The organism is Umezawaea sp. Da 62-37 (assembly GCF_032460545.1).
In the GTDB taxonomy this organism is placed as follows: Bacteria; Actinomycetota; Actinomycetes; order Mycobacteriales; family Pseudonocardiaceae; genus Umezawaea.
Genome location: NZ_CP135965.1, coordinates 3,547,482 through 3,571,110, shown reverse-complemented (window position 1 = coordinate 3,571,110; position 23,629 = coordinate 3,547,482). Strand labels below are relative to the sequence as shown.

Below are 23,629 nucleotides of genomic sequence, written 5' to 3'. Positions count from 1 at the left end.
GTGTCGTGCGCTTCCTGTTGCCCCCCGTCCTGCTCGTGGCCGCCGTCGCCGTCTCCGCGTGCACCGGCACGACCACACCCAGTGCGGAGGGCACGAACGACAACAGCTCCATCGTGCTCGCCGACGCGACCGAGCCGACCACGCTGAACCCGTTGCTGGGCTACGCGCCCGAGGGCGTGTCGAAGATCTTCGACGGCCTGGTCGAGCACCGCGCGGACCGCACGCTCCAGCCCCAGCTCGCCGCGCAGGCGCCGAAACCGGCCGCCGACGGCCTGTCGTGGACGGTGGAGCTGCGCGACGACGTGAAGTTCACCGACGGCAGCGCGTTCGGCGCCGAGGACGTGGTGGCGACCTACCGGGCGCTGCTCGACCCGGCCGCCGGGGCGACCGTGCGGCCGGAGTTCGCGATGCTCACCGGGGTCGAACAGCTCGACGTGCGCAACGTCCGGTTCACCCTTTCCCAGCCCTACGCGCCGTTCCCCGACCTGCTGGTGCTCGGCATCCTGCCCAGCGAGGCGCTGGCCGCGGGCGGACCGCTGGCCAACAGCCCGGTGAACACCGCCCCGGTCGGCACCGGGCCCTACCGGCTGGCCGAGTGGACCAAGGGCGACAAGATGGTCCTGGAGGCGAACCCCTCGCACCCGGAGGGCGCTCCCAGGATCAAGAAGCTGACCGTCGTGTTCGTCCCGGACGACAACACCAGGGCGCAGCGGATGCAGAAGGGCGAGTTCGACGGCGCCGAGCTGCCGCCGCGCCTGGCCGCGGGCTTCGCCACGACCGACGGCCTGCGCGTGCTCGACCACGGCTCCGCGGACCTGCGCGCGATCACGCTGCCCACGGGCAACCCGGTCACCGGCGACCCGGCCGTGCGGCTCGCGCTGAACCTCGCCGTCGACCGCCAGGGGATGATCGACAACCTGCTGGCGGGCAAGGGGACGTCGGCGAGCACGCCGGTGCCCGCGGTGCTGCCGGAGTTCGTCGACCCCGGCGCGGTGTTCCGCCACGACAAGGCCGTCGCCGAGTTCACGCTCGACCAGGCGGGCTGGCTGCGCGGCGCGGACGGGCTGCGCGCGCGCAACGGCGTGCGGGCCTCGTTCACGCTCATGTACCCGATCGGCGACGTGGTCCGCAGCGACCTGGCGACGGCGTTCGTGGCCGACGCGAAGGCGGTCGGCGTGGACGTGCAGCTCGCCGGGCTGAGCCGCGAGGCGATCGTCCCGCGGCTGGCGCAGGACGCCGTGCTGGGCGGCGGCGGCGACCCGTTCGACCCGGACCAGGCGCTCTACCGGACGCTGCACACCGGCGCCGACGGCAATCCCGGCGGGTACACCGACGCCGCCGTGGACGCGGCGCTCGACGCAGGCCGCAGGCTGCTCGACCCGGCCCAACGCGCCGCCGCGTACCTCCAGTTCCAGCGCGCCTACCTCGCCGCGCCCGGCCTGGTGACGATCGCGTTCGTGGCGCACACCTACGTGGTGCGCGAGAACTGGAACGGCTACCAGCAGGTCGTCGACCCCGCTGTGCACGGTGGCCTGTCCTGGGGGCCGTGGTGGAACCTGCAGAAGTGGACGCCCAAGTAGTGAACATCGAAGCCACGCGGGCCGACACGCCCGCCGCCGTCGACCGGATCTTCCTGGACAGCGCGGGCTCGTCGCTGCCGCCCGCGCCCGTGCTGGAGGCCCAGCTCGCCCACCTGCGCCGCGAGGCCGAGATCGGCGGCTACCGGGCCGCCTACGAGCGCGCCGACGACGTCGAAGCCGGGTACGGCGTGTTCGCCGAGCTGCTGGGCGCCTCGGTGGACGAGATCGCGTTCACCGACAGCGCCACCCGCTCCTGGCTGACCGCGTTCGACGCCGTGCCGCTCGCCGAGGGCGACCGCGTGCTGATCACCGAGGTCGAGTACGCGGGCAACGCCGTGCCGCTGCTGCGCCGCGCCGAGGAGACCGGCGCGACCGTGGAGACCGTCCCGTCGGACGAGCACGGCCAGGTCGACGTCGCCGCGCTGCGCGAGCTGCTCGACGAGCGGGTGAAGCTGGTGTCGGTCGTGCACGTGCCGACCAACGGCGGCCTGGTGAACCCGGTCGCCGAGATCACCGCCGCCGCGCACGAGGTCGGCGCGCTGGTGATGCTGGACGCCTGCCAGTCGCTCGGGCAGTTCCCGGTCGGCCTGCACGACCTCGGCGTGGACATCCTGTCCGGCACCGGCCGCAAGTGGCTGCGCGGGCCGCGGGGGACCGGCGTGCTGGCCGTGAGCCGCGAGGCCCTGCCGCGGCTGCGCCCCCGGCTGGTGGACCTCTACAGCGGCCGCTGGACGTCGGCGGACACCTACGAGCTGCGCGACGACGCGCGGGTGTTCGAGCTGTGGGAGAACTCGATCGCGGCGAGGCTCGGGCTGATCGAGGCCGCCCGGTACGCGCTCGACCTGGGCGTGGACGCCATCGCGGCCGAGGTCGACGACCGCGCCAAGCGCTTGCGCGCCGGACTCGCGGACCTGCCCGGCGTCGAGGTCCGCGACCTGGGCGAACGGCGGTGCGGGCTGGTCACGTTCACCGTCGACGGGGTCGCCGCCGCCGACGTGAAGGACCGGTTGGTGCGCCAGGACATCACCGTGACCACCAGCGGGCTGTCGTCGACCAGGGTCGACATGACCCGGCGCGGGCTCGACGAAGTGGTGCGGGCGTCCCCGCACTACTTCGTCTCGCCCGAGCAGGTGGACCAGGCGGTCGCCGCGATCAGCAGGATTGGCCGATGACCCGCGGCACGCAGTCGGAGTAGCTCAGGAACAGGTCCACCGCGGTGTCGTTGCGGGCGGTCTGCGTCGCGATCTGGGTGTCGCGCGGGTAGAAGCCGTTCAGCCCGCTGCCGTCCTTCGGGTACATCTCGAAGGTGTAGCTCCAGATCTTGTGCGTGGCCCACATCCAGTCGTTGACGCCGCCGTCGGTGATGTAGAGGTCGCTGGACTGCTGCGGCGTGTAGCCGTTCTTCGCGGCCATCTGCCTGCCCAGCGTCGCGAAGGCGTTGGCCTGGTCGGCGTTGAGGCCCGTCGCGGTGTCGTTGTAGGTGTAGCCGTAGGGCCACAGGATCAGCTCGGAGTAGGTGTGCCAGTCGATGTGCGACTTGATCTGCTGCACGCCGCCGACCACGCGGGAGTTCACGAAGTCGCGCACCCGCTGCGTCTCCGGCGCGGAGAACGCGCTGGTGCCGCGGTAGGTCTCGCTCGACCCGCTGCTGCTTGACCCGCCGCAGCAGCCCCACTGGTAGCCCCAGTTGCGGTTGGGGTCGGTGCCGGTGGACGTCGAGTTGGGCTGCCGGTTCTTGCGCCACCCGCGCAGCGTGCCCGCCGCGATGTCGTACTCGGCGCCGTCGGGGTTGACGCTCGGCACGACCCAGATCTCCCGGCTGTCCACGAGCGCCTTGATCGACGTGTTGGTGGCGTAGCCGTCGGTGAGCCGCTGGATGATGTGCAGGCACATCTCGACGGTCAGGTGCTCGCGGGCGTGCTGGTTGCAGGTGAACAGCACCTCCGGCTTCGCCTGGTCGACGGCCGGGTTGTTGCTGATCTTCAGCGCGTACAGCGCGCGGCCCTGGTAGGAGTTGCCGATCGTCTGGAGCTTCACCAGGTTCGGGTGGTCGGTGACGGTCTGGTTCAGCTCGGCCGTCGTCTCGGCGTAGTTGTGGTAGCCGGTGTAGCCGGACGGGAAGTCGAACGTGCCGACGTCGGCGGTGCCGAGCCGGGCCAGCTGGGCGTCGGCGTCGCGCTTGGACTTCACGGTCAGCCCGGTCGCGCGCAGCGCCCGGAGCTGGGACCTCTCGGCGATCACGGTCAGCTTGTCGCCGTTCATCCCGAGCACGTCGACGCCGGTGTCGGCGACCTTCGTGCGCGCCACCGCGTCGGCGGCGGTGACCTCGTAGACGGTCCGCTCGCCGCGGACGGCCGTGGGCTCGGCGGATCCGGGGAGGGCGGTGGCCATCAGGACCAGGCACGCCAGCGCGACCAGGCCACGTCGTTTCGCGAACATGTGCGGCTCCACCATCGGCAGGGGGGTGGGACGGAGTGGTGCCGTTCCAGCGTGGCCCTGACCGTTCTGTCCGGATAGCGCCGTTCGCTGGCTTCGCGGTGGTCCGCACCGGGCTGACAGTTGACGGAATTCGCCTTCGCCTAGGCTTGGGGCCATGCTCACCCGCACCGACCTGCGAGGCAGTGTCCCGTCACCCACCGAACTCCGAGCGGTCCTGCCGCGCGCCGAGGTCGACGTGGAAGCGGTGCTGCATCAGGTCCGACCGGTGGTCGAGGCGGTCGAGGACCGCGGTGTGGACGCCGTCATGGAGTTCACCGAGCGCTTCGACAAGGTGCGCCCCGCGTCCGTGAGGGTGCCCGTCGCCGAACTGGGCGCCGCCCTGGAATCGCTCGACCCGGCCGTGCGCGAAGCCCTCGAGGTGTCGATCGAGCGGGCCCGCAAGGTGCACGCCGAGCAGCGCCGCACCGACACCACCGTCCAGGTCGTGCCCGGCGGCACGGTCACCGAGCGCTGGGTGCCGGTCGCCCGCGTCGGGCTGTACGCCCCCGGTGGCCTCGCCGTGTACCCGTCCAGCGTCGTGATGAACGTCGTCCCCGCGCAGGCCGCCGGGGTCGAGTCCCTGGTCGTCTGCTCGCCGCCGCAGGCGGAGTTCGGCGGCCTGCCGCACCCGACGATCCTCGCCGCCGCCGCCCTGCTCGACGTGACCGAGGTGTGGGCCGTCGGCGGCGCGCAGGCCGTGGCGCTGCTGGCGTACGGCGGCGTGGACACCGACGGCTCCGCGCTGGAGCCGGTCGACCTGGTGACCGGGCCGGGCAACCTCTACGTGACGGCCGCGAAGCGGATGCTGCGCGGGCTGATCGGCATCGACGCCGAGGCGGGCACGACCGAGATCGCCGTCCTCGCCGACGCGACCGCCGACCCCGTGCACGTGGCCGCCGACCTGATCAGCCAGGCCGAGCACGACCCGGCCGCCGCCAGCGTGCTGGTGACGGACTCCGAGGAGCTGGCCGACGCCGTGGACGCGGAGCTGGAGCGCCAGGTCGGCGCGACCAAGCACCACGAGCGGGTGCGGACCGCGTTGTCCGGCAAGCAGTCCGGCACCGTGCTGGTGTCCACCGTGGACGACGGGCTGCGGGTGGTGAACGCCTACGCGGCCGAGCACCTGGAGATCCAGACCGCCGACGCCCGCGCGGTCGCGGCCCGCGTCCGGTCGGCGGGCGCCGTCTTCGTCGGCCCGCACTCGCCGGTCTCCCTCGGCGACTACTGCGCGGGCTCGAACCACGTGCTGCCCACCGGCGGCTGCGCCCGGCACTCGTCCGGGCTGTCCGTGCAGACATTCCTGCGCGGCATCCACGTCGTGGACTACTCCGAGGAGGCGCTGCGCGGGGTCGCCGACCACGTGGTCGCCCTCGCCAACGCCGAGGACCTGCCCGCGCACGGCCAGGCCGTGACGGCGAGGTTCACGCGATGAGGGCTATCGGTGACCGGGTCGAGCTGTCCGACCTGCCGCTGCGCGAGGACCTGCGCGGACGCACGCCCTACGGCGCGCCGCAGCTGGACGTGCCGGTCCGGCTGAACACCAACGAGAACCCGTACCCGCCGACGCCCGAGCTGATCGCGGACGTCGTGACGGCGGTCGCCGAGATCGCGGGCGAACTGCACCGGTACCCGGACCGCGACGCCGTGGCGCTGCGCACGGACCTCGCCGCGTACCTGGCGGCCGCGACCGGTGTGCCGCTCACCGAGCGGAACCTGTGGGCCGCCAACGGGTCCAACGAGATCCTCCAGCAGATCCTCCAGGCGTTCGGCGGTCCCGGCCGCACGGCGCTCGGCTTCGAGCCGTCCTACTCGATGCACCCGATCATCGCGGCGGGCACCCGCACCGAGTGGTCGCCCACGCCGCGCCGCGAGGACTTCTCGCTGGACACCGCGCGGGCCGCGGAGATCGTCGCCTCGATCCGGCCGGACGTGGTGTTCGTGACCAGCCCCAACAACCCGACCGGCCAGAGCGTGCCGCCGTCGGACCTGCGCGAACTGATCGAGGCCGCGCCCGGCGTGGTCGTGGTCGACGAGGCGTACGCCGAGTTCTCGCCGCACAGCAGCGCCGTGGAGCTGATCGAGGACTTCCCGGCGAAGCTCATCGTCAGCCGCACCATGAGCAAGGCGTTCGCCTTCGCGGGCGGGCGCCTCGGCTACCTCGCCGCCGCCCCCGCCGTGGTCGACGCGCTGCTCCTGGTCCGGCTGCCCTACCACCTGTCCGCGCTGACGCAGGCGGCCGCGCGCGCTGCGCTGCGGCACTCCGTCGAGACGCTCGGCTCGGTCGCGAAGCTGGCCGCCGAACGCGACCGGGTCGTGGAGTCGTTGGCGGGCCAGGGTTTCCGGGTCGTGCACAGCGACGCGAACTTCGTGCTCTTCGGCTGGTTCGAGGACGCGCACGCCACCTGGCGGTCGTACTTGGAGCGCGGCGTGCTGATCAGGGACGTCGGCATCGCAGGGCACCTGCGGGTCACCATCGGAACGCCCGAGGAGAACGACACGTTCCTCGCGGCCGGCAAGGAGGTTCGTCGGTGAGTCGGGTCGGCAAGGTGGAGCGCGCCACCAGCGAGTCGTCGGTGTACGTCGAGATCGACCTGGACGGGACCGGGCAGGTCGAGATCGACACCGGAGTCCCGTTCTACAACCACATGCTGACCGCGTTCGGCGTGCACGGGAGCTTCGACCTCAAGGTGCGTGCCTCCGGTGACGTGGAAATCGACGCGCACCACACGGTAGAGGACGTCGCCATCGTGTTGGGGCAGGCGCTGCGGGAAGCGTTGGGGGACAAGAAGGGTATCCGGCGGTTCGGCGACTGCTGGATTCCGATGGACGAGACGTTGGCGCACGCCGCGGTCGATGTGTCCGGGCGCCCGTTCTGCGTGCACATCGGGGAGCCGGAGCAGTTCAACACGTTCACGATCGGTGGGAACTACCCGTTCGTGCTGAACCGGCACGTGTTCGACTCGTTGGCGTTCCACGCCCAGATCGCGTTGCACGTGAGGGTGGAGTACGGGCGGGATCCGCACCACATCAGCGAGGCCGAGTTCAAGGCGATCGCGCGGGCGTTGCGGGCCGCGGTCGAGCCGGATCCGAGGGTGGCGGGAGTGCCTTCCACCAAGGGTGTTCTGTAATGCCGAAGGAGTACGTGGGGATCGGGCTGTTGGCGTTGGCCGGGTTCCTGCTGGGTGGGGTTTACAGCACTTGGAAGACGGCCAAGGTGGTCGCGGGGGTGTTGGGGGTGTTGGCGGTGGTCGCTGTTGGTGGAGCGGTGGCCTGGTTGGTTTAGGTCTGGGCTAGGTATTGCGGTGGGACGTGGGGGGTTAGCCAGACGCCGTTGGCGCTGATGCGGAATTCGTGGCCGTCGTGGTGCATGGCTTTTGCGTTGACGGTGAGGATTACCGGTTTGCCGCGTCTTGCGCCTACTCGTTGGGCGGTTTCGATGGTTGCCGAGAGGTGGACGTCGTGGCGGTTCATGGGTTTGAGGCCGTGCTGGTGGATGGCGGGTAGTGAGCTGGCGATGGTGCCGTGGTAGAGGGTTGCCGGGGGTTCGGATGTCGGTAGGCCCAGGTCGACGGGGGTGCTGTGGCCTTGGCTGGCGCGGATGCGGTTGTCCTGGATGGCGAAGCGTTGTTTGTCGTTGTGGGTGACCACTTCCATGAGCTGGGCGCGGGTGATGTTGCCGCCCAGGGCGGTGAGGAGTACGTCGATGTCGACCCAGCCTGCGGGGTCGAGGCGGATGCCGATGGCTTCCGGGGAGTGCCTCAGGTGTCTGGAGAGGCGCTTGGAGATGCGGATGGTGTCTTTTTCTTGCATGGGGTGTAGCTGAGCACGTCGGGGGTGGGGGTTGCTACTGGTTTGTGGGGGGTTGGGTTTTAGGGCTGGTGCCTTTACCCGGTCGCCGAGTGTTCTATGCTTGTCGAAGCTTGTCAAGACGATGGAGCTGTCTTGACAAGCTTCGACAAGCATAGAGATGGCTTTGGATCGGGTGCAGGGGTAGGTCTGGCTGCGCCAGCATTCGGCTGCGCCGAACTCGGGCACCTCGCTGCGCGTCGGCAAGGCATCAGGCTCCGCCTGATAAGGCCTGGCTTTGGTCTTTTGGGGATCCGACGCTCCGCGACGGACCAGGCACCTCGCTGCGCGTCGGCAGGGCATCCGAGCTGCGCCGGACCGGGCACCTCGCTGTGCGTCGGTAGAGCATCCGAGCTGCGCCGGACCGGGCACCTCGCTGTGCGTCGGTAGAGCATCCGAGCTGCGCCGGACCGGGCACCTCGCTGTGCGACGGTCGGGCATCCGGGCTGTGCGGGCCAAGAGGGCTGTTGTGGTGTTCGGTGTTCAGGTGCCGCCTTCGGTGGCTGCTTTCAGTTTTGGTGCGCCCGGTCCGTCGACTGCCTGTGCGTCGTCGAAGTTGTGGAGGAAGCAGCTGCGCAGGGAGAGGCAGCCGCAGCCGATGCAGGAGGTCAGGCGGTCGCGGAGGCGGTGTAGGGCGTCGATGCGGGCGTCGAGTTCCTCCTGCCAGGTCTGCGACAGGCGGCTCCAGTCGGCCTTCGTCGGTGTGCGGGCGTCGGGGAGGGTGGCGAGTGCGGCGTGCACGTCTTCCAGGCTCAGGCCGACTCGTTGTGCTGTGCGGATGAAGGCGAGCCTGCGCAGTACGGACCTGGCGTACCGGCGTTGGTTGCCGGTGGTGCGGTGCGATGCGATCAGCCCGCGCTCCTCGTAGAAGCGCAGCGCGGTGTGCGGTACGCCGCTGCGCTCGGCCACCTGTCCGATGGTGAGGTTCTCCGGTAACTTGGTCACCCGCCCAGCCTACGTCTTGACCTCCACCATGGTCGAGGTTGGATCGTGGAAGCATGACAGCGACAAGGGAATCGGGGTTCGCGGGCATTCCCGCGTTGTTCGCCCGGATGACGGGGGACGAGAAGCACGAGTGGGCGGCGGCGTCGACGCTCGACGTGTTGTGGGTGCTCTACGACCGGGTTTTGAGAGTGTCGTCGGAGCGGGTCGACGACCCTGGGCGGGATCGGTTCCTGTTGTCCAAGGGGCATGGGCCGATGGCGTACTACGCGGTGCTGGCGGCGAAGGGGTTCCTGGAGCCGTCGCTCCTGGACACGTGGACGAAGTGGGACTCGCCGTTGGGGCGGCACCCGGACCGGCTGCTGGTGCCGGGGGTGGAGATCAGCAGCGGGTCGTTGGGGCACGGGTTGCCGATCGCGGTGGGGATGGCGTTGGGGCTGGGTGTGCAGGGGGGTGACCAGCGGGTGGTGGTGCTGGTCGGGGACGCGGAGCTTGATGAGGGCAGCAACCACGAGGCCATCGCGTTGGCGGGGCGGATGGGGATTGAGCGGTTGACGGCCGTGGTGGTGGACAACCGGTCCGGTACGCACGGGTGGCCGGGTGGGATCGCGGCGCGGTTCGCGGTGGAGGGCTGGGAGGCGACCACAGTGGACGGTCGGGATCAGGACGCGCTGCACGACGCGTTGACCCTGCCGCACGTGGGCGCGCCGCTGGTGGTCGTGGCGGAGGTGCTGTGATGGCGACGATGAGGGAGGAGTTCGCCCGGACGGTGACCGAGGTGATGGCGGTCGACCCCCGTGTCGTGGTGGTGCTCGCGGAGATCTCCCGCGACGTCTTCCCGGCCTCCGATCGGGTGATCAACGTCGGCATCCGCGAGCAGGCCATGGTCGGGGTCGGCGGGGGACTGGCGCTGAGCGGGCTGCGGCCGGTGGTGCACACGTACGCGCCGTTCCTGGTCGAGAGGCCGTTCGAGCAGATCAAGCTGGACTTCGGCCACCAGGACGTCGGCGGGGTGCTGGTGAGCGTCGGTGCCTCCTACGACGACCCGGCGTGGGGGCGGACGCACCAGGCGCCCGGCGACGTCGCGCTGTTCGACACGCTGCCCGGCTGGACCGTGCACGTGCCCGGCCACCCGGACGAGGTGGCGCCGCTGGTGCGCGCCGCGCTCGCCGCCGACAACCGGGTGTACCTGCGGCTTTCGTTGCGCGCCAACGCGCGCGCGTACCCGGTGGCGGAGGGGTTCACCGCGGTGCGCGAGGGTCGGCTGGGAGTGGTGGTCGCGGTCGGGCCGGTGCTGGACCGGGTGCTGGAGGCCACCACCGACACCGATGTGACGGTGCTCTACACCAGCACGATCCGGCCGTTCGACGCCGAAGGCCTGCGCCGGGCGGTGCGGGAGGCGGACCGCGCCGACGTGCTGCTGGTCGAGCCGTACCTGGAGGGGACGTCCGCGCACCTGGTCAGCGAGGCGCTGGCCGACGTTCCGTCACGGCTGAGATCCCTTGGCGTGCAAAGGGAAGCCGAGCTGCACGCCTACGGCACCGCGGAAGACCACGACTCGGCGCACGACCTCGACGTCGTCGGCATCTCGGCGGCCGTGCGGCGGATGTACAACCACGGGAATCAGGCATGATCTAGTCCTGTGAGAGTGGCGAGAACCCTGATCTGGACCGCGGCACCCACCGCGACGCTGCAACTGGCCCTGCACAAGGAGGGCTCGGGGCCCGCCGCGCTCGTCCCGGTGAGCACGGGCACGGTGCTCCTCCCCGCGCGGCGCGGAGGTTTCCCGTCCGCCGTGCGGCTGGCCGACCGGTGCCGGGAGATCGGCGGCACGGCGCTGGTCCTGAGGTGGTCGGGCAGCACGCAGGTCGGCTCGGACGGCACCCGCACGACCTACCAGGGGTCGGTGCTGTCCGCGATGCGGCTCGCGGGCCCGGTGACGTGGTGGCGGCTCAAGGGTCGTGAACGCGGCGACGCCGAGCTGACCGCCGACGTGACGCAGGTCGTGGGACTGGTCGACGAGGGCCGCGCGGACGCGCACGTGGCCGGGCTGCCCTCGTCGCGCACGCGGCTGGTGGGCCTGCCGATCAACACCATGCTGCCCGTGGTGCCGGTCACGCAGGGTGCGGCACCGACCGAACCACCACTGGCCTAGCCTGGTCACGTGGCACGCGTCGTCGTCTTGGACTACGGATCCGGCAACCTCCGCTCGGTCGAGCGCGCCCTCCAGCGCGTCGGCGCCGACGTGGAGGTGACCTCCGACCACCGCGCCGTGCTCGACGCGGACGGCCTGTTCGTCCCCGGTGTCGGCGCGTACGCGGCGTGCATGGACCAGCTCAACGCCATCCGCGGCGGCCGCATGATCGGCGAACGCCTCGCAGGCGGCCGCCCGGTGCTCGGCGTGTGCGTGGGCATGCAGGTCCTGTTCGACCGCGGCATCGAGCACGGCGTGCTCACCGAGGGCTGCGGCGAGTGGCCGGGCACGGTGGAGCGGCTGGAAGCTCCGATCGTGCCGCACATGGGCTGGAACACCGTGCGCGCGCCGGCGGACACCAGGCTGTTCGCCGGGCTGCCCGACGACACCCGGTACTACTTCGTGCACTCCTACGGCGTGCGCGACTGGGTGCTGGAGCCGTCGGACGTGATCAAGCCGCCGCTCGTGACGTGGGCCGAGCACGGCAGCGACTTCGTGGCCGCGGTGGAGAACGGCGTCCTGTGGGCGACCCAGTTCCACCCGGAGAAGTCCGGCGACGCGGGCGCGCACCTGCTGGAGAACTGGCTGAAGAGCTTCAACTAGGCTGAATGGCGTGACATTCACGCTGCTCCCGGCCGTCGACGTGGTCGACGGCCTCGCCGTCCGGCTCGTCCAGGGCGAAGCCGGCACCGAGACCAACTACGGCGACCCGCTGGAGGCCGCACTCGCCTGGCAGCGCGACGGTGCCGAATGGGTGCACCTGGTCGACCTCGACGCCGCGTTCGGCCGCGGCAGCAACCGCGAACTGCTGGCCCGCGTCGTCGGCGAACTCGACGTGAACGTGGAGCTGACCGGCGGCATCCGCGACGACGAGTCGCTCGCCAACGCCCTCTCGACCGGCTGCGCCAGGGTCAACCTCGGCACCGCCGCGCTGGAGGACCCGGCGTGGTGCGCCAAGGTCGTCGCCGAACACGGCGAGAAGGTCGCCGTAGGCCTGGACGTGCGCATCACCGAGCGCGGCCACCGGGTCGCCTCGCGCGGCTGGACCACCGACGGCGGTGACCTGTGGGAGGTGCTGGAGCGGCTGGACCGCGACGGCTGCACCCGCTACGTCGTGACCGACGTCGGCAAGGACGGCATGCTCCAGGGCCCGAACGTCGACCTGCTGCGCGAGGTCTGCGCCCGCACCGACGCGCCGGTCATCGCCTCCGGCGGTGTGTCCAGTGTGGACGACCTGATCGCGCTCGCCGCCCTGTCCCGAGACGGCGTCGAGGGCGCGATCATCGGCAAGGCGCTCTACGCGGGCTCGTTCACCCTTCCCGAGGCGCTCACCGCCGTCCGGGGCTAGGGACTGCTTCCCGGATCCGTGTCCGCGACAGCCGGGCCTGACGCGGCCCCTGGGGGCACGGGCAGAGGGCCCACGTACAACAGCGGTATGCGGGCACTCTGCCCGCACCGCCAGGAACCACCTCAGGCGCGGCTCTCATCGAACGAAATCCGGGAAACAGCCCCTAGTCCACTCCGGGACCGGGTGGTCCACGTGGACCACCCGGTCCGCGCACCCTTGTCGGGCGTCGGTTGTCATCCTCCGGACTGGTCCGCGTGCCAGCCCGCAGGATGATGCCCGCCTAGCCGGGGCGTGGGCACCGTGGGTGCATGCCCTTCCCCACCTCAGAGGTCCACGCGGACAAGTCCATCGCCGAGCACCGGTTCGGCGGCACCACGCGGGCGGAACCGTTGGCGCGCGGCGCTTTCCGCCTTTCCCTCGCGCCCGTCGACGACACTCCGACCTGGTTCCGCGCTCCCGACGGCGGCTTCGCCTGGTTCGAGCCGTACCGGAGGGCGTCGTGAGCGACTGCTCAGGCCCGCGGCAGCGTCCGAAGCCGTGCCCGCCCGATGGCCGCGTCGATCTCCCCGGTGATGTGGGCCTCCGCAGCCTCCCGCGTGATCCCCGCCCCGGCGAGCACCTCGGCCGCGGTCCCGGCCCCCTCCGCGAGCACGCCGAGCAGGAGGTGTTCGGTGCCCACGAAGTTGTGGCCGAGCCGTAGCGCCTCGCGCACCGCCAGTTCCAGCGCCTTCTTGGAGTGCGTGGTGAACGGCTGCTGCTCGGACGGCTGCCTGCTGGTGCTGTCGAGCTTGAGCAGCAGCGCCATGCGCGTGCTGCCCTCGGCCGCCTCCAGGTAGTGCATCGTCTTCGCCCCCAGCCCGCCCGACTCGTCGAGCAGGCCGAGCAGCAGGTGCTCCGTGCCGATCCGCTCGCTGAACCGCGCGTGGTGGCGGGCCAGCACGACGACCCGCCGCGCGCGCTCGGTGTACCGGTCGAACGACGGCTTGCTCAACGCCTCCGCGTCAGGCGATTCCCTTGGTACGAAACGCTTCTGCGCCGCCTGCTTGCTGACACCGATGCTCTCGCCGATGTCCGTCCACGACGCCCCCGACCGCCGCGCCTCGTCCACGAAGTGCCCGATCAGGTGATCGCCGAGCTCGTCGAGCTGCGCGCTGAGCCCGACGGCGGCCGACAGCCGGTCGAGCACGGCCTTGTGCTCCGACGCGACGACGACGATGAGATCGGTCAACTGGACCGGTGACGAGAGCATACGTCAACCTTAGGTTGACGCTCCGCTCACCGTCAACCGCCGGTTGACGGAACGATTGCGATCCCGATCGACCCCGTCCGCCCCCGGCGCAGCCTGCTGCCGAGCAGCGTCAACTTCCCCGCGATGCCGTACTTCTTGCCGATCAACCCGCGCACCCGGTCGCTGCCGCTCTCGTCCAGCAGTTCGGCCTGCGCGTCGACCGACCCACCGGTCGGCTTCCCCCTGACATCACACGGCCCGACCGACACCTTCCCGTCCCGCCGGATCCGCTTCACCTTCCCGCTGTCGGTGGCGCTCCACGCGAACAACTGCCCACCGTCGGCCACCACCCAGACGGGAGTGGGCACCGCCCGGCCGTCCTTGCGGTAGGTCGTCAACAACAGGTACTTGCCTTCACCGAGTTCACTGGTCACCCGTCGGACCCTAGCTTTCGGTCACCTCCGCCGTCCGGTGGCCGCGGGTGTCGCAGCGCCGGGAGCCGGTGATCCGGCGGACGGCGATTGCGCTGTTCGGCCGTCTGTACGCGGGCCGGGGATTCGTCCATAGTGTCCTCCGGGTCGGGGGATTGTTCGCGAATGTGGCCGGGGTTCGACCCGGCCGGGGGGAATTACGACATGCGTTTGCGCATCACCGCGCGGGGTCTCGCCCTGCGCGCATCCGTTCTGGGTCTGGTGCTCGCCCTCGGTGGTGGAGCCCTGCCCGTCTTCGCGGCCGAGGCCGCGGCGGCACCTGCCATTTCCACCGGCGTGCCGGATCAGCCGAAGGACCTGGGCTTGGAGGGCTACGGCCCCGGTGTCGACAACGCTCTGCCGTGCGCCACGGGTGAGGGCCGCCCGGTCGTCGCCACCCGGACGCCGCGACTGCGGGCCAGGTTGTCCGCTCCCGGTGACGGGGTGATCGCCTCGGGCTTCCGGGTGTTCACCGGCACGGTCGACGACCACACCTGGAACAACGAGGACATCCACGCGGACTTCGTGTCGCACGGGTCGTTCGCCGAGGTGACGGTGCCCGACGGCTGGTTGGTCGAGGCCGGGGTCTACTCCTGGCAGGTGTGGGCGGGCGGTGACGACCCCGCGGTTCGGAGCTACTCGGAGCTGTGCGAGTTCGAAGTGGACACCACCGCGCCGCCCGCGCCGACGGTGTCGTCCACCGACTACCCCGCCGGGGTCGTCGCGGGCAGCCCCGGTCGGACCGGCGTGTTCACCATCTCCTCCGGCGGCAGCGCCGACGTGGTGCGGTACGGCTGGTCGCTCAACCGCGACAACGGCTTCGAGCACCGCGTCGGCACCGGGGGAACCACGACGATCCTGGTCACGCCCGACTACCAGATGACCAACACGCTGTACGTGACGGCGTTCGACCGCGCGGGGAACCAAGCCAGGACCACCTACTCCTTCATCGTGGACGGGCCGACGGCGCCGACGGGCGTCTGGGAACTGGACGAGGCGGACGGGACGACAGCCGCCGACAGCAGTGGTGGCGACCGGCCCCTGGCGTTGTCCGGTGGCGCGCTGTTCGGCGCGGGCCACTCCGGCAACGCCCTGGTGACCGACGGCGCCGGCTCGTTCGGTGCGACGACGACCGCGGTGGTCGATCCGGCCAAGGCCTTCTCGATCGCGGCCTGGGTGAGGCTGGACGCCATCCCCGTCGGCAGCCGAACCGCGGTGAGCCAGGACGGGGCGGGCGGCAGCGCGTTCGCCCTGCGGTACGACGCGGACGCGAACCGCTGGGCGATGACGGCGCAGGGCGCCGCCGGGTCCGTGTCGGCGCATTCGTCCGCGGCACCCGAGGTCGACGACTGGACCCACCTGACCGGCACGTACGAGCCGGACAGCCGCGAACTCTCGCTCTACGTCAACGGGAGGCTCGAGGGCGGCGTCGAGGTCGACCTGTCGACCGGGACGCCCGGTCCCCTGGTGGTGGGTGCCGGGCAGGAGAACGGCGCCAGGGTCGAGCACTTCGCGGGATCGATCGACCAGGTCGCGGTGTGGGATCGGCTGATCTCCCCGGCGGAGGTCGCGGCGCCCGCCACCACTCCGGCACTCCTGGCCCGCTACGCGCTGGACGAGCAGACCGGGACCACGGCGGGGGACAAGGTCAGTGGCCAGGAGGGCGCGCTGTCCGGCGACGTCACCTGGGCGAACGGATCGGCCCACTTCGGCCCGTCGACCGGTCGGATCGCCCTGCCGAGGCCCGCGGGCCTGCACACCGACAGGTCGTACAGCGTGTCCGCGTGGGTCCGCAACGACGGTTTCGGCGGCGCTGACCACACTGCGGTGTCGGCCGACGACCCGCAGACCTCGCGGTTCGCGCTCGGCTACCGGGCCGACCCGAACAAGTGGACCTTCACCGTGTCGACGCCGACCGGCCCCCGCGAGGCGACCGCGGCCACCCGCAGCTCAGCGGCCAAGTGGGTCCTCCTGACCGGCGTGTACGACGCGACCAGGGGAAGCGCCGCCCTGTACGTGAACGCCACGCTGGACGCCGAGATCACCGGAGTCACCGGTGTCGGCGGCGCGGACGGGCTCGTCATCGGCCATGGCACCGCCTCGGGTGCTCCGGTCGACTTCTGGAACGGCGACGTGGACGACGTCACCGTGCACTCCGGCGTGCTGACCTCGGCGGCGGTCGCCTTGACCTACAACAGCACCCGCCACTCCTAACCCCATCGGCGACAGCGGTCCTGGCGATGTCCTTCGTGGACGGCGGATCGAGGCGGCGACGCCTCGGTCCGGCGCACGGCCGCTGTCGCCGAAGGCCGGAACCGGCTACTTCCCCAGCAGATCCGCGCCGAGTTCGGTCACCTTCGCCGTCATCGCCGTGCACTGCGGGGCCTTGGTGAAGGACTCTTGCAGCGCCGGTTCGGTGAGGTACTTCCCGAGCTGCTGCTGGAACTTGTCCAGCTGCGCGCGGTCCGCGACGACGCCCACCTTCTGGAGGAAGTCGGGAGCCGTCGGGTTGAGCTTCGCCAAGTCCTCCTTGACCTGCGTAAGGGCCTTGGCGTTGTCGCCGAAGAAGGCGACCAGCTCCTCGTGCAGCGCCTTGGTCTTCGCGTCCGGCGCGCCCGCGACCTCCAGCTTCTTCGTCGTGTCGGCCATCGCGGTGGCCGAGGTCGTGGCGTGACCCGCGAGCGCGTTCATCTGCGCCGTCGGGCTGGAGCTGCCCGCAGTCTTGATGATCTCACCGAGCCCGGTCAACGCGGGCGTCACGCCCTCGCAGAACGTGCCGCCCCACGTCACCGTGTCGGCCGCGGCGGCCGATGACGACGTGGTCGCCGAGGTGGTCGGGGCCGCGGTGAACGGCGCGGGCTCCGTCGTGCAACCCGAGACGGCCAGGACGACGCCGATGGCCGCGCAGGCGAGGGCGGGGCGGTGCTTCATGGTGTGTTCCCCCAGGGATTTTGTGAGTATTGCTCAAATCTGCCGCAGGGTAGCGCGTTGAACGCGCGGTCATCCGGTCAGATCCCCACTGACCGGGGTGTGATTCAAGTGACGTCTGCGGGATTCGGCGCACCCTGCGTATTTGGTGAGCGTGAGCCGAAATCAATATTTTCACTCACAGTGACTACTCCATTCAGCCGTCTAGCGGCGATGTGAAATCCCCGTCATAGTTCCGCCTCGGACCTGGGGAACCGATACGACGTGGGCCGGGGTGAGACCCGGCTTGGGGGTGTGCGGAGATGTGCGTGGTTTCCCAGCTTGGTTGTGATGCGAGTGAGATCCGCTTCGCCTCGGCAGTCAGGCCACGCACCGGCGATCCGATCAGCATCTGCATGGTGTGCGAGGCTCGGTATGGAAGGTCGTCGTTCGTGCAACCGGGGATTACGTTCCTGACGGACTTCATCGCGCGGCTTTATCAAGAGGTTGGACATAGAGGAGTAGTGCCGGGTGGGGGTGTCTTGATGAGCCCCTGCCCGGCTGGTTCGGGAGGATGTCCGTGGAGATCGAACTCGCGAGGCACAACTGGCCTGAGCTGCGAAGCTTCGCAGATTCGGCGACGTTGCCCGACTCGATCCGCGCCCTTGCCGTCGCGTCCGACAAGGAGTCGGCAAGGTTGGCGTACTGGCGGATCGATAACGTGGCGCTCTTGGATGGCTGCCTGACGCAGTCAGCAGTGGCCGTGGCGGCTTCTTTGGTGCAGGCGCTCACCGCCATGTCCCCGCCGGCTCTTGCTTATGCGCTGGAACTGCTTGCGCAGATATCCGGAGGATATGTGCACGAGCCTGAAGACCAGGGGCTGGGGCCTGTCACGGTCGAAGAGTGCGTCAGGGAAATTTCGTTGGCGTTCCCGTATTTTTGTGAACTGCTGGAGACATCGGGAAGTTCGCAGGCTCGGGCATCGTGCGTTGACCTGATCATGGCATGCGGGCTTCGCGAGGGTTACCTCAAAGAGCGTGCCAGGCATGTTTTGGTTTCCGCCCTGGAGCTTCCGGAAATACGGTCCCACAGAGAGCTGATCCTCAACTCGCTCAGGGAGTTGGAGTAGCTCCCTGAGGTGGAGTGGCTGTCGTGGCTCGCTGGTGAGAGGGGCGCTGGTGAGAGGGGCGCTGAGCAGGTGCGGGCGCTGCTCACGCCGGCGCTGAACGAGTCAGTTTTGCGCCTGTGCCGGATGGTGAGGCGACCTTTCGGGTGGAGTCGGAGGCGGGTCTGCTCATCGTGGAGGGCGGTTCTCCACTCGTGAGTCGGTCGAAGTCCGGTGAGGTGGCAGGGCTTTGATCCGGGTCTGCCGTAGGTGACGAAGGCCCGCCCAGGTGGTTCGGCGGGCCTTCGGTCGAAAGGGCAAGCGGCTACTTCCCGAGCAGGTCCGTGCCCAGGCCCTTCATCTTCTCGGACATGTCCACGCACTGCGGCGCCTTGGTGAAGGCTTCCTTCAGGGTGGGGTCGTCGGTGAGCTTCTTGATCTGGTCCTGGAGTTTGCCCTGGTCCGCGCCTTCGCCAAGCTTGCCGACCTGGTGAGGAAGTCGGGGGCGGCCGGGTCGATCGTGGCGAGGTCGGTTTTCACCTTGGTGAGGGTCGTGCCGTTCTCCGAGAAGAACTTGATCAGTTCTTTGTGGAGTTCCTCGGCTTGCGCGGTGGGGGCGCCGAGGGTTTCGAGCTTCTTCGCCGTGTCGGTCATGGCGGAGCCCGCCTTGGTGGCGTAGTTCAGCATTGCGGCCTTTTGCGCCACCTGGTCGGGGGTTTCCTGGAATGCCGACTTCAGCACCTCGACGAGGCCTTCGAGGGTCGGGGTCACGCCTTCGCAGAACGCGCCGCTCCACGCGACTGGGTCGGACTTGGTGGCCGTCGCGGCGGCTGAAGTCGGTGCTGATGAACCCGTCGCCGTGGTGGCCGCCGGAGTTGATGAACAACCGGTGACGACCAATACGGCGCCGGCGATCGCGCCGAACAGGGCAATGCGCTGCTTCATGTGATTTTCCCCATGGTGAATGTGTCCCCGACTCGCGTGAAGACGTTATGCGGTCGAAGGTAACGGGTGTGAATCGGGTTGCTCGAAGTGGTCTTTCCGGTCGGGGCTCGCTGATAGCGTTCAGCCAGTGCATCGAATTCTTTTCTTCGTTCTCCTTCTCGTCGGCGGTTGTGCTGCGGCCGAATCGGCCCCGACTCCCGAACCCGCTCCCGATCCCCTGGTGAAGGTGGACAAGGTCATGTTGGGCGACCAGGTCACCGGTCCGCTCGGGCTCGTCGTGACGACACCGCCCACTGCCGGGGTGCGCGACCTGGTCCGCTGCCCGGACGCGCTGCCGTCCGAGGGCAGGGCGGTGGCCGGCAAGACCACCGAGTGGACGTGGCGCGGGGCTGATGGTCGAGTAGTGGAGGTTCGCCAGTACACGGCCGTCTACCAAGGGGTGTCCGGTCGGGAAGTGGCCAAGGAGGCGCGCGCGGTCTCCACGTGCCACCAGGCGGCGGACGAGACGTACTACTCCAACGGCGGTCTGCCGTCGACGAAGAAGTTCGTCGACGACCGGTTCGAGTACTGCGAGCGGCAACTGGCCGACAAGCACGACACCCTGTGTTCGGTGTTGCTGGCCAAGGGCGATGTCGTCACCGCTGTGACGATCCACCGCACCGACGACGGTGACTACACGAGCGTGCCCCAGCTGAAGGACTTCGTGCCCGCCCTCACCGACCAGCTGTTCGCCTGACCGTAGGCTGGTCGGCATGTCCGTCGCGGTGCGTGTGATCCCCTGCCTTGACGTCGACCGGGGTCGGGTGGTGAAGGGTGTCAACTTCACCAACCTCGTCGACGCGGGCGACCCCGTCGAGCTGGCCAGGGCCTATGACGCCGAAGGGGCCGATGAGCTGACCTTCCTGGACGTCACGGCGTCCTCCTCGGATCGCGAGACCACCTTCGACGTGGTGCGCCGCACCGCCGAGCAGGTGTTCATCCCGCTCACGGTCGGCGGTGGCGTGCGCAGCCCGGAGGACGTGGACAAGCTGCTGCGCGCGGGCGCGGACAAGGTCGGGGTGAACACGGCGGCGATCGTGCGGCCGGAACTGCTGAAAGAGCTGTCGGAGCGGTTCGGGGCGCAGTGCATCGTGCTGTCGGTCGACGCCCGTCGCGTGCCCGAGGGTGAGAAGCCCACCGCGTCGGGGTTCGAGGTGACGACGCATGGTGGCCGCAAGGGCACCGGGATCGACGCCGTCGAGTGGGCGGCGCGGGGTCAGGAACTCGGGGTCGGCGAGATCCTGCTGAACTCCATGGACGCCGACGGCACGAAGGTCGGGTTCGACCTGGAGCTGTTGCGGCTGGTGCGGAAGGTCGTGGACGTGCCGTTGATCGCGAGCGGTGGCGCCGGGGCGGTGGAGCACTTCCCGCCCGCTGTCGAGGCCGGGGCCGACGCGGTGCTGGCGGCTAGCGTGTTCCACTTCGGACAGCTGCGGATCTCGGAGGTCAAGGACGGGCTGCGCGCCGCGGGAGTGGTGGTCCGGTGATGCGCAACCCGACCGGGCGGTCGTCGGTGCCGCCCGAGGTGCTGATCGCGTCGCTCGTCGCGGGCGGCGGGGCGCTGCTGTTCCTGCTCGTCGGCGTCATCCGCTGGCAGGTCGACGGGGACGCGGGCTGGGTGCGGTTCCCGGTCATCGTGGCCGTGCTGGAACTCGTCATCGCCGCGGGCCTGTTCGTCGGGTTCCGGCCCGCGCGGATCACGGCGATCATCGTTTTCCTGCTGCTGGCGCTCCTGCACCTGCTGAGCGCCCTCAACACCGGCCCCGTGTGGGCCCGCGTGATCGCGGGCGTCCTGTCCGCCGCGCACGTCTACGGCGTGGTGCTGCTGAACACCGCCCCCGCGCTGGTGCACCTCAAACGGGGAGGAACCCGGTGACGCTCGACCCCGCGATCGCGTCCAGGCTCAAGCGCAACGCCGACGGGCTGGTGTGCGCGGTCGCGCAGCAGCGCGGCACGGGCGAGGTGCTGATGGTGGCGTGGATGGACGACGCCGCGCTGCACGAGACGCTCACGACCCGGCAGGCGACGTACTTCTCCCGCAGCAGGCAGCAGCGGTGGCGCAAGGGCGACACGTCCGGTCACACGCAGTACGTGCACGAGGTGCGCCTGGACTGCGACGGGGACGCGCTGCTGCTCGTGGTCGACCAGACCGGCGCGGCCTGCCACACCGGCGCCCGCACCTGCTTCGACGCCGACGTGCTGCTCGGCGACCTCAAGGACCCCAAGGACCCCAAGGACCTCGAAGACCTCAAGGACTGATGTCGCCGGTCAGGTAGCGCTGGAGGTTCGGCCCCACGGCCGCGACGACGGTCTCCACGTCGGTGGAGGCGAACGGCTCGAACCTCACCACGTACCTGGTCAGCCCCATGCCGATGACCTGCGACGCGCACAGCGAGGCCCGCAGTTCGGCCTGGTCGGCCACCAAGCCCTCGGTGATCTTCCTGAACACGCTGTTGAGGAAGAACTCCCTCATCGCCGTCGCCACCCCCTCGTGGCTGGTCACGCTCCGCACCAGGGCCGCGAACGGCCCCCCGCCGTTCGCGTCCCACACCCCGAGGAAGTTCCGCACGATCCGCTCGCCGGTCAGCTCCGGCGGCCCGTCCAGCAGCCGCTCCACCAGCGCCACCGGGTCGAACGGCAGCTTCAGCACGGCCTGCGCGAACAGGTTCTCCTTGCTCCCGTACCAGTGGTTGACCATGGCCGCGTCGACCCCCGCCTTGGCGGCGATGGACCGCACCGTGGCACCCTCGTACCCGCGCTCGACGAACACCTCGCGCGCGGCGTCGAGCAGGACGGCCTTGGTGTCGGCTCCACCGGCGCGCCTGCCGCGCCGCTTGGGCTCGTCCGCTGTGGTCACACCACCATCATCACGCCGATCGGGCTAATTTTCAACAGCCGATGAAATGTGTCGGGGTCGGACCTGCGGTGTCTACGGGACCCCGGTGGAGGCCAAAGAGGGGTTTTATAGGTCTCCACGGCAGAATGAGGCCATGGTCAGCGTCATCGGAGTCGGTGCAGGCTCGGGTCTGGGAGAAATCAGCCCCACCCGAGAGGAATTCCGCGAGCTCGCCGCCGAACGTCGGGTGATCCCGGTCATCCGGAGGCTGCTCGCGGACGCGGAGACGCCGGTCGGCCTCTACCGCAAGCTCGCCGCGGACAGGCCGAACACGTTCCTGCTCGAAACCGCCGAGAACGGCCGGTCGTGGTCGCGCTGGTCGTTCGTGGGCGTGCGCTCCTCGGCCGCGCTGACGGCCGACGGCGGCGAGGCGTACTGGACCGGCGTCCGCCCGGTCGGCCTGCCCGAGGGCGGTGACCCGCTCGAGGCGCTGCGCGAGACCATCGAGGTGCTGCGCACCGACCTGCTGCCCGGCATGCCCCCGCTCACCGGCGGCATGGTCGGCTACATCGGCTACGACGCCGTGCGCAGGCTGGAGAAGCTGCCGAACCTCGCCGAGGACGACCTCAAGGTCCCCGAACTGGTGATGCTGCTGGCCACCGACCTGGCCGCGCTCGACCACCACGAGGGCACCGTCTCGCTCATCGCGAACGCCATCAACTGGGACGACTCGGCGCGGAACATCGACGCCGCGTACGACGACGCGGTGGCCCGCATCGAGCAGATGACGCTCGACCTGCAGAACCCCGCCCCGCCGACGGTGGCCGTGTTCACCCGGCAGCGCCCGGAGTTCCGCCGCCGCCGCTCGCCGCAGGAGCACCACGAGGTCATCGAGAAGGCCAAGGCCGCGATCCGCGCGGGCGAGGCGTTCCAGGTCGTGCTCTCGCAGCGGTTCGAGATGCGCACGGACGCCGACCCGCTCGACATCTACCGCGTGCTGCGCACGACCAACCCCAGCCCGTACATGTACCTGCTGCGGCTGGACGGCTTCGACATCGTCGGGTGCAGCCCCGAGTCGCTGGTGACGGTCCGCGACGGCAAGGCCACCACTCACCCGATCGCGGGCACCCGGTGGAGGGGCGTGGACGAGGAGGAGGACGCCTTGCTGCAGAAGGACCTCCTCTCCGACCAGAAGGAGCGCGCCGAGCACCTGATGCTCGTCGACCTCGGCCGCAACGACCTCGGCCGGGTCTGCAAGCCGGGTTCGGTGACGGTCGTCGAGTTCTTCAAGGTGGAGAAGTACAGCCACGTCATGCACATCGTGTCCACGGTCAGCGGCGAGCTGGCCGAGGGGAGGACGGCCTACGACGCGGTCGCGGCCTGCTTCCCGGCGGGCACGCTGTCCGGCGCGCCGAAGCCCCGCGCGATGGAGCTGATCGAGGAGCTGGAACCGACCCGGCGCGGCCTGTACGGCGGCGTCGTCGGGTACCTCGACTTCGCCGGTGACGCCGACACGGCCATCGCCATCCGCACCGCGCTGGTGCGCGACGGCGTGGCGTACGTGCAGGCGGGCGGCGGGATCGTGGCCGACTCCGATCCGGTGTCCGAGGACAACGAGTGCCTCAACAAGGCGGGCGCCGTGCTCGCCGCCATCGCCACCGCCCAGACGATGGCGCCCGCCGCGAGTCCGACGAGTGTCTAGACGTCCACT

Annotated in this window: 27 protein-coding genes; 19 read left to right on the top strand and 8 right to left on the bottom strand. The window is 70.1% G+C overall.

Going from position 1 to position 23,629, the window contains the following annotated elements:
* Positions 1-5: 5 nt before the first annotated feature.
* Together RM788_RS15665 and RM788_RS15660 are read left to right on the top strand one after the other, a co-directional pair.
* Positions 6-1,580 carry an ABC transporter substrate-binding protein gene (locus RM788_RS15665; RefSeq protein WP_315932407.1) on the top strand — a complete coding sequence of 525 codons (1,575 nt, stop codon included), beginning with the start codon at positions 6-8 and terminating at the stop codon, positions 1,578-1,580.
* Entirely contained in the window at positions 1,565-2,752 is a 1,188-nt protein-coding gene (locus RM788_RS15660) for an aminotransferase class V-fold PLP-dependent enzyme (protein ID WP_315932406.1), read from the top strand. The genes RM788_RS15665 and RM788_RS15660 overlap by 16 nt, the downstream gene beginning before the upstream one ends.
* On the opposite strand, the gene RM788_RS15655 is transcribed toward RM788_RS15660, so the two are convergent.
* The gene (locus RM788_RS15655; RefSeq protein ID WP_315932405.1) at positions 2,733-4,019 is read right to left on the bottom strand and encodes a M14 family metallopeptidase; all 1,287 of its coding nucleotides are present in this window, start codon (positions 4,017-4,019) and stop codon (positions 2,733-2,735) included. The two genes, RM788_RS15660 and RM788_RS15655, sit on opposite strands and share 20 nt — an antisense overlap.
* A gap of 154 nt (positions 4,020-4,173) precedes the next feature.
* Here RM788_RS15655 and hisD point away from each other — a divergent pair, with 154 nt between their 5' ends.
* Genes hisD through RM788_RS15635 form a run of 4 tightly spaced genes read left to right on the top strand, consistent with a single transcriptional unit; the run spans position 4,174 to position 7,341 of the window.
* A complete protein-coding gene (gene hisD / locus RM788_RS15650) occupies positions 4,174-5,490 on the top strand; it encodes a histidinol dehydrogenase (RefSeq protein ID WP_315932404.1) in 1,317 nt (438 codons plus the stop codon).
* A complete protein-coding gene (locus tag RM788_RS15645; RefSeq protein ID WP_315932403.1) occupies positions 5,487-6,590 on the top strand; it encodes a histidinol-phosphate transaminase in 1,104 nt (367 codons plus the stop codon). The genes hisD and RM788_RS15645 overlap by 4 nt, the downstream gene beginning before the upstream one ends.
* Complete coding sequence (gene hisB / locus RM788_RS15640; protein ID WP_315932402.1) at positions 6,587-7,186, top strand: imidazoleglycerol-phosphate dehydratase HisB; 600 nt, start codon at positions 6,587-6,589, stop codon at positions 7,184-7,186. The genes RM788_RS15645 and hisB overlap by 4 nt, the downstream gene beginning before the upstream one ends.
* Positions 7,186-7,341 carry a CG2302 family histidine operon protein gene (locus tag RM788_RS15635; protein WP_315932401.1) on the top strand — a complete coding sequence of 52 codons (156 nt, stop codon included), beginning with the start codon at positions 7,186-7,188 and terminating at the stop codon, positions 7,339-7,341. Before hisB ends, RM788_RS15635 begins: the two co-directional genes overlap by 1 nt.
* On the opposite strand, the gene RM788_RS15630 is transcribed toward RM788_RS15635, so the two are convergent.
* Both RM788_RS15630 and soxR read right to left on the bottom strand, forming a co-directional pair.
* Positions 7,338-7,868 (bottom strand): RNA 2'-phosphotransferase, encoded by a 531-nt coding sequence (locus RM788_RS15630; protein ID WP_315932400.1) that lies wholly within the window; start codon positions 7,866-7,868, stop codon positions 7,338-7,340. The two genes, RM788_RS15635 and RM788_RS15630, sit on opposite strands and share 4 nt — an antisense overlap.
* Positions 7,869-8,387: 519 nt before the next feature.
* Positions 8,388-8,849, bottom strand: a complete 462-nt coding sequence (gene soxR / locus RM788_RS15625) for a redox-sensitive transcriptional activator SoxR (RefSeq protein WP_315932399.1) — start codon at positions 8,847-8,849, stop codon at positions 8,388-8,390.
* 53 nt (positions 8,850-8,902) lie between these two features.
* On the opposite strand from soxR, the gene RM788_RS15620 reads away from it, so the two are divergent.
* The 6 genes from RM788_RS15620 to RM788_RS15595 all read left to right on the top strand — a co-directional run bounded on the left by RM788_RS15620 (position 8,903) and on the right by RM788_RS15595 (position 12,891).
* Positions 8,903-9,583, top strand: a complete 681-nt coding sequence (locus RM788_RS15620) for a thiamine pyrophosphate-binding protein (RefSeq protein ID WP_315932398.1) — start codon at positions 8,903-8,905, stop codon at positions 9,581-9,583.
* Positions 9,583-10,479 (top strand): transketolase family protein, encoded by an 897-nt coding sequence (locus tag RM788_RS15615; protein WP_315932397.1) that lies wholly within the window; start codon positions 9,583-9,585, stop codon positions 10,477-10,479. Before RM788_RS15620 ends, RM788_RS15615 begins: the two co-directional genes overlap by 1 nt.
* Before the next feature lie 15 nt (positions 10,480-10,494).
* Positions 10,495-11,001: a hypothetical protein gene (locus RM788_RS15610; protein WP_315932396.1), complete on the top strand. Its 507-nt coding sequence runs from the start codon at positions 10,495-10,497 to the stop codon at positions 10,999-11,001.
* Between the two features lie 9 nt (positions 11,002-11,010).
* Positions 11,011-11,643, top strand: a complete 633-nt coding sequence (hisH, locus tag RM788_RS15605; protein WP_315932395.1) for an imidazole glycerol phosphate synthase subunit HisH — start codon at positions 11,011-11,013, stop codon at positions 11,641-11,643.
* Positions 11,644-11,653: 10 nt separating this feature from the next.
* Positions 11,654-12,388 (top strand): bifunctional 1-(5-phosphoribosyl)-5-((5-phosphoribosylamino)methylideneamino)imidazole-4-carboxamide isomerase/phosphoribosylanthranilate isomerase PriA, encoded by a 735-nt coding sequence (gene priA / locus RM788_RS15600; protein ID WP_315932394.1) that lies wholly within the window; start codon positions 11,654-11,656, stop codon positions 12,386-12,388.
* 308 nt (positions 12,389-12,696) lie between these two features.
* Entirely contained in the window at positions 12,697-12,891 is a 195-nt protein-coding gene (locus tag RM788_RS15595; RefSeq protein WP_315932393.1) for a hypothetical protein, read from the top strand.
* 8 nt (positions 12,892-12,899) lie between these two features.
* Here RM788_RS15595 and RM788_RS15590 read toward each other — a convergent pair whose 3' ends face one another.
* Positions 12,900-13,637 (bottom strand): Clp protease N-terminal domain-containing protein, encoded by a 738-nt coding sequence (locus tag RM788_RS15590; RefSeq protein ID WP_315932392.1) that lies wholly within the window; start codon positions 13,635-13,637, stop codon positions 12,900-12,902.
* 32 nt (positions 13,638-13,669) lie between these two features.
* The gene (locus RM788_RS15585) at positions 13,670-14,050 is read right to left on the bottom strand and encodes a PPOX class F420-dependent oxidoreductase (protein WP_315932391.1); all 381 of its coding nucleotides are present in this window, start codon (positions 14,048-14,050) and stop codon (positions 13,670-13,672) included.
* A 201-nt stretch (positions 14,051-14,251) separates the two neighbouring features.
* Between RM788_RS15585 and RM788_RS15580 the strand changes: the two genes are divergently transcribed.
* The gene (locus tag RM788_RS15580) at positions 14,252-16,300 is read left to right on the top strand and encodes a LamG domain-containing protein (RefSeq protein WP_315932390.1); all 2,049 of its coding nucleotides are present in this window, start codon (positions 14,252-14,254) and stop codon (positions 16,298-16,300) included.
* 105 nt (positions 16,301-16,405) lie between these two features.
* Here the strand turns inward: RM788_RS15580 and RM788_RS15575 are convergent, their stop codons facing one another.
* A complete protein-coding gene (locus RM788_RS15575) occupies positions 16,406-17,017 on the bottom strand; it encodes a hypothetical protein (protein ID WP_315932389.1) in 612 nt (203 codons plus the stop codon).
* A gap of 556 nt (positions 17,018-17,573) precedes the next feature.
* Between RM788_RS15575 and RM788_RS15570 the strand changes: the two genes are divergently transcribed.
* A complete protein-coding gene (locus RM788_RS15570) occupies positions 17,574-18,122 on the top strand; it encodes a hypothetical protein (RefSeq protein WP_315932388.1) in 549 nt (182 codons plus the stop codon).
* Positions 18,123-18,506: 384 nt separating this feature from the next.
* Here the strand turns inward: RM788_RS15570 and RM788_RS15565 are convergent, their stop codons facing one another.
* Positions 18,507-19,043, bottom strand: a complete 537-nt coding sequence (locus RM788_RS15565) for a hypothetical protein (protein ID WP_315932387.1) — start codon at positions 19,041-19,043, stop codon at positions 18,507-18,509.
* Positions 19,044-19,269: 226 nt separating this feature from the next.
* On the opposite strand from RM788_RS15565, the gene RM788_RS15560 reads away from it, so the two are divergent.
* Genes RM788_RS15560 through hisI form a run of 4 tightly spaced genes read left to right on the top strand, consistent with a single transcriptional unit; the run spans position 19,270 to position 21,341 of the window.
* Positions 19,270-19,779, top strand: coding sequence for a hypothetical protein (locus tag RM788_RS15560; protein WP_315932386.1), 510 nt, complete (start codon positions 19,270-19,272; stop codon positions 19,777-19,779).
* 16 nt (positions 19,780-19,795) lie between these two features.
* A complete protein-coding gene (gene hisF / locus RM788_RS15555) occupies positions 19,796-20,569 on the top strand; it encodes an imidazole glycerol phosphate synthase subunit HisF (RefSeq protein WP_315932385.1) in 774 nt (257 codons plus the stop codon).
* A complete protein-coding gene (locus tag RM788_RS15550; RefSeq protein WP_315932384.1) occupies positions 20,569-20,958 on the top strand; it encodes a hypothetical protein in 390 nt (129 codons plus the stop codon). The genes hisF and RM788_RS15550 overlap by 1 nt, the downstream gene beginning before the upstream one ends.
* Positions 20,955-21,341 (top strand): phosphoribosyl-AMP cyclohydrolase, encoded by a 387-nt coding sequence (hisI, locus tag RM788_RS15545; protein WP_315932383.1) that lies wholly within the window; start codon positions 20,955-20,957, stop codon positions 21,339-21,341. Before RM788_RS15550 ends, hisI begins: the two co-directional genes overlap by 4 nt.
* Here the strand turns inward: hisI and RM788_RS15540 are convergent.
* The gene (locus RM788_RS15540; protein WP_315932382.1) at positions 21,331-21,939 is read right to left on the bottom strand and encodes a TetR/AcrR family transcriptional regulator; all 609 of its coding nucleotides are present in this window, start codon (positions 21,937-21,939) and stop codon (positions 21,331-21,333) included. The genes hisI and RM788_RS15540 overlap by 11 nt on opposite strands.
* Before the next feature lie 133 nt (positions 21,940-22,072).
* Between RM788_RS15540 and RM788_RS15535 the strand changes: the two genes are divergently transcribed.
* On the top strand, positions 22,073-23,620 hold the full coding sequence (locus RM788_RS15535) for an anthranilate synthase component I (RefSeq protein WP_315932381.1): 1,548 nt from the start codon (positions 22,073-22,075) through the stop codon (positions 23,618-23,620).
* The last annotated feature ends 9 nt before the right edge of the window (positions 23,621-23,629 follow it).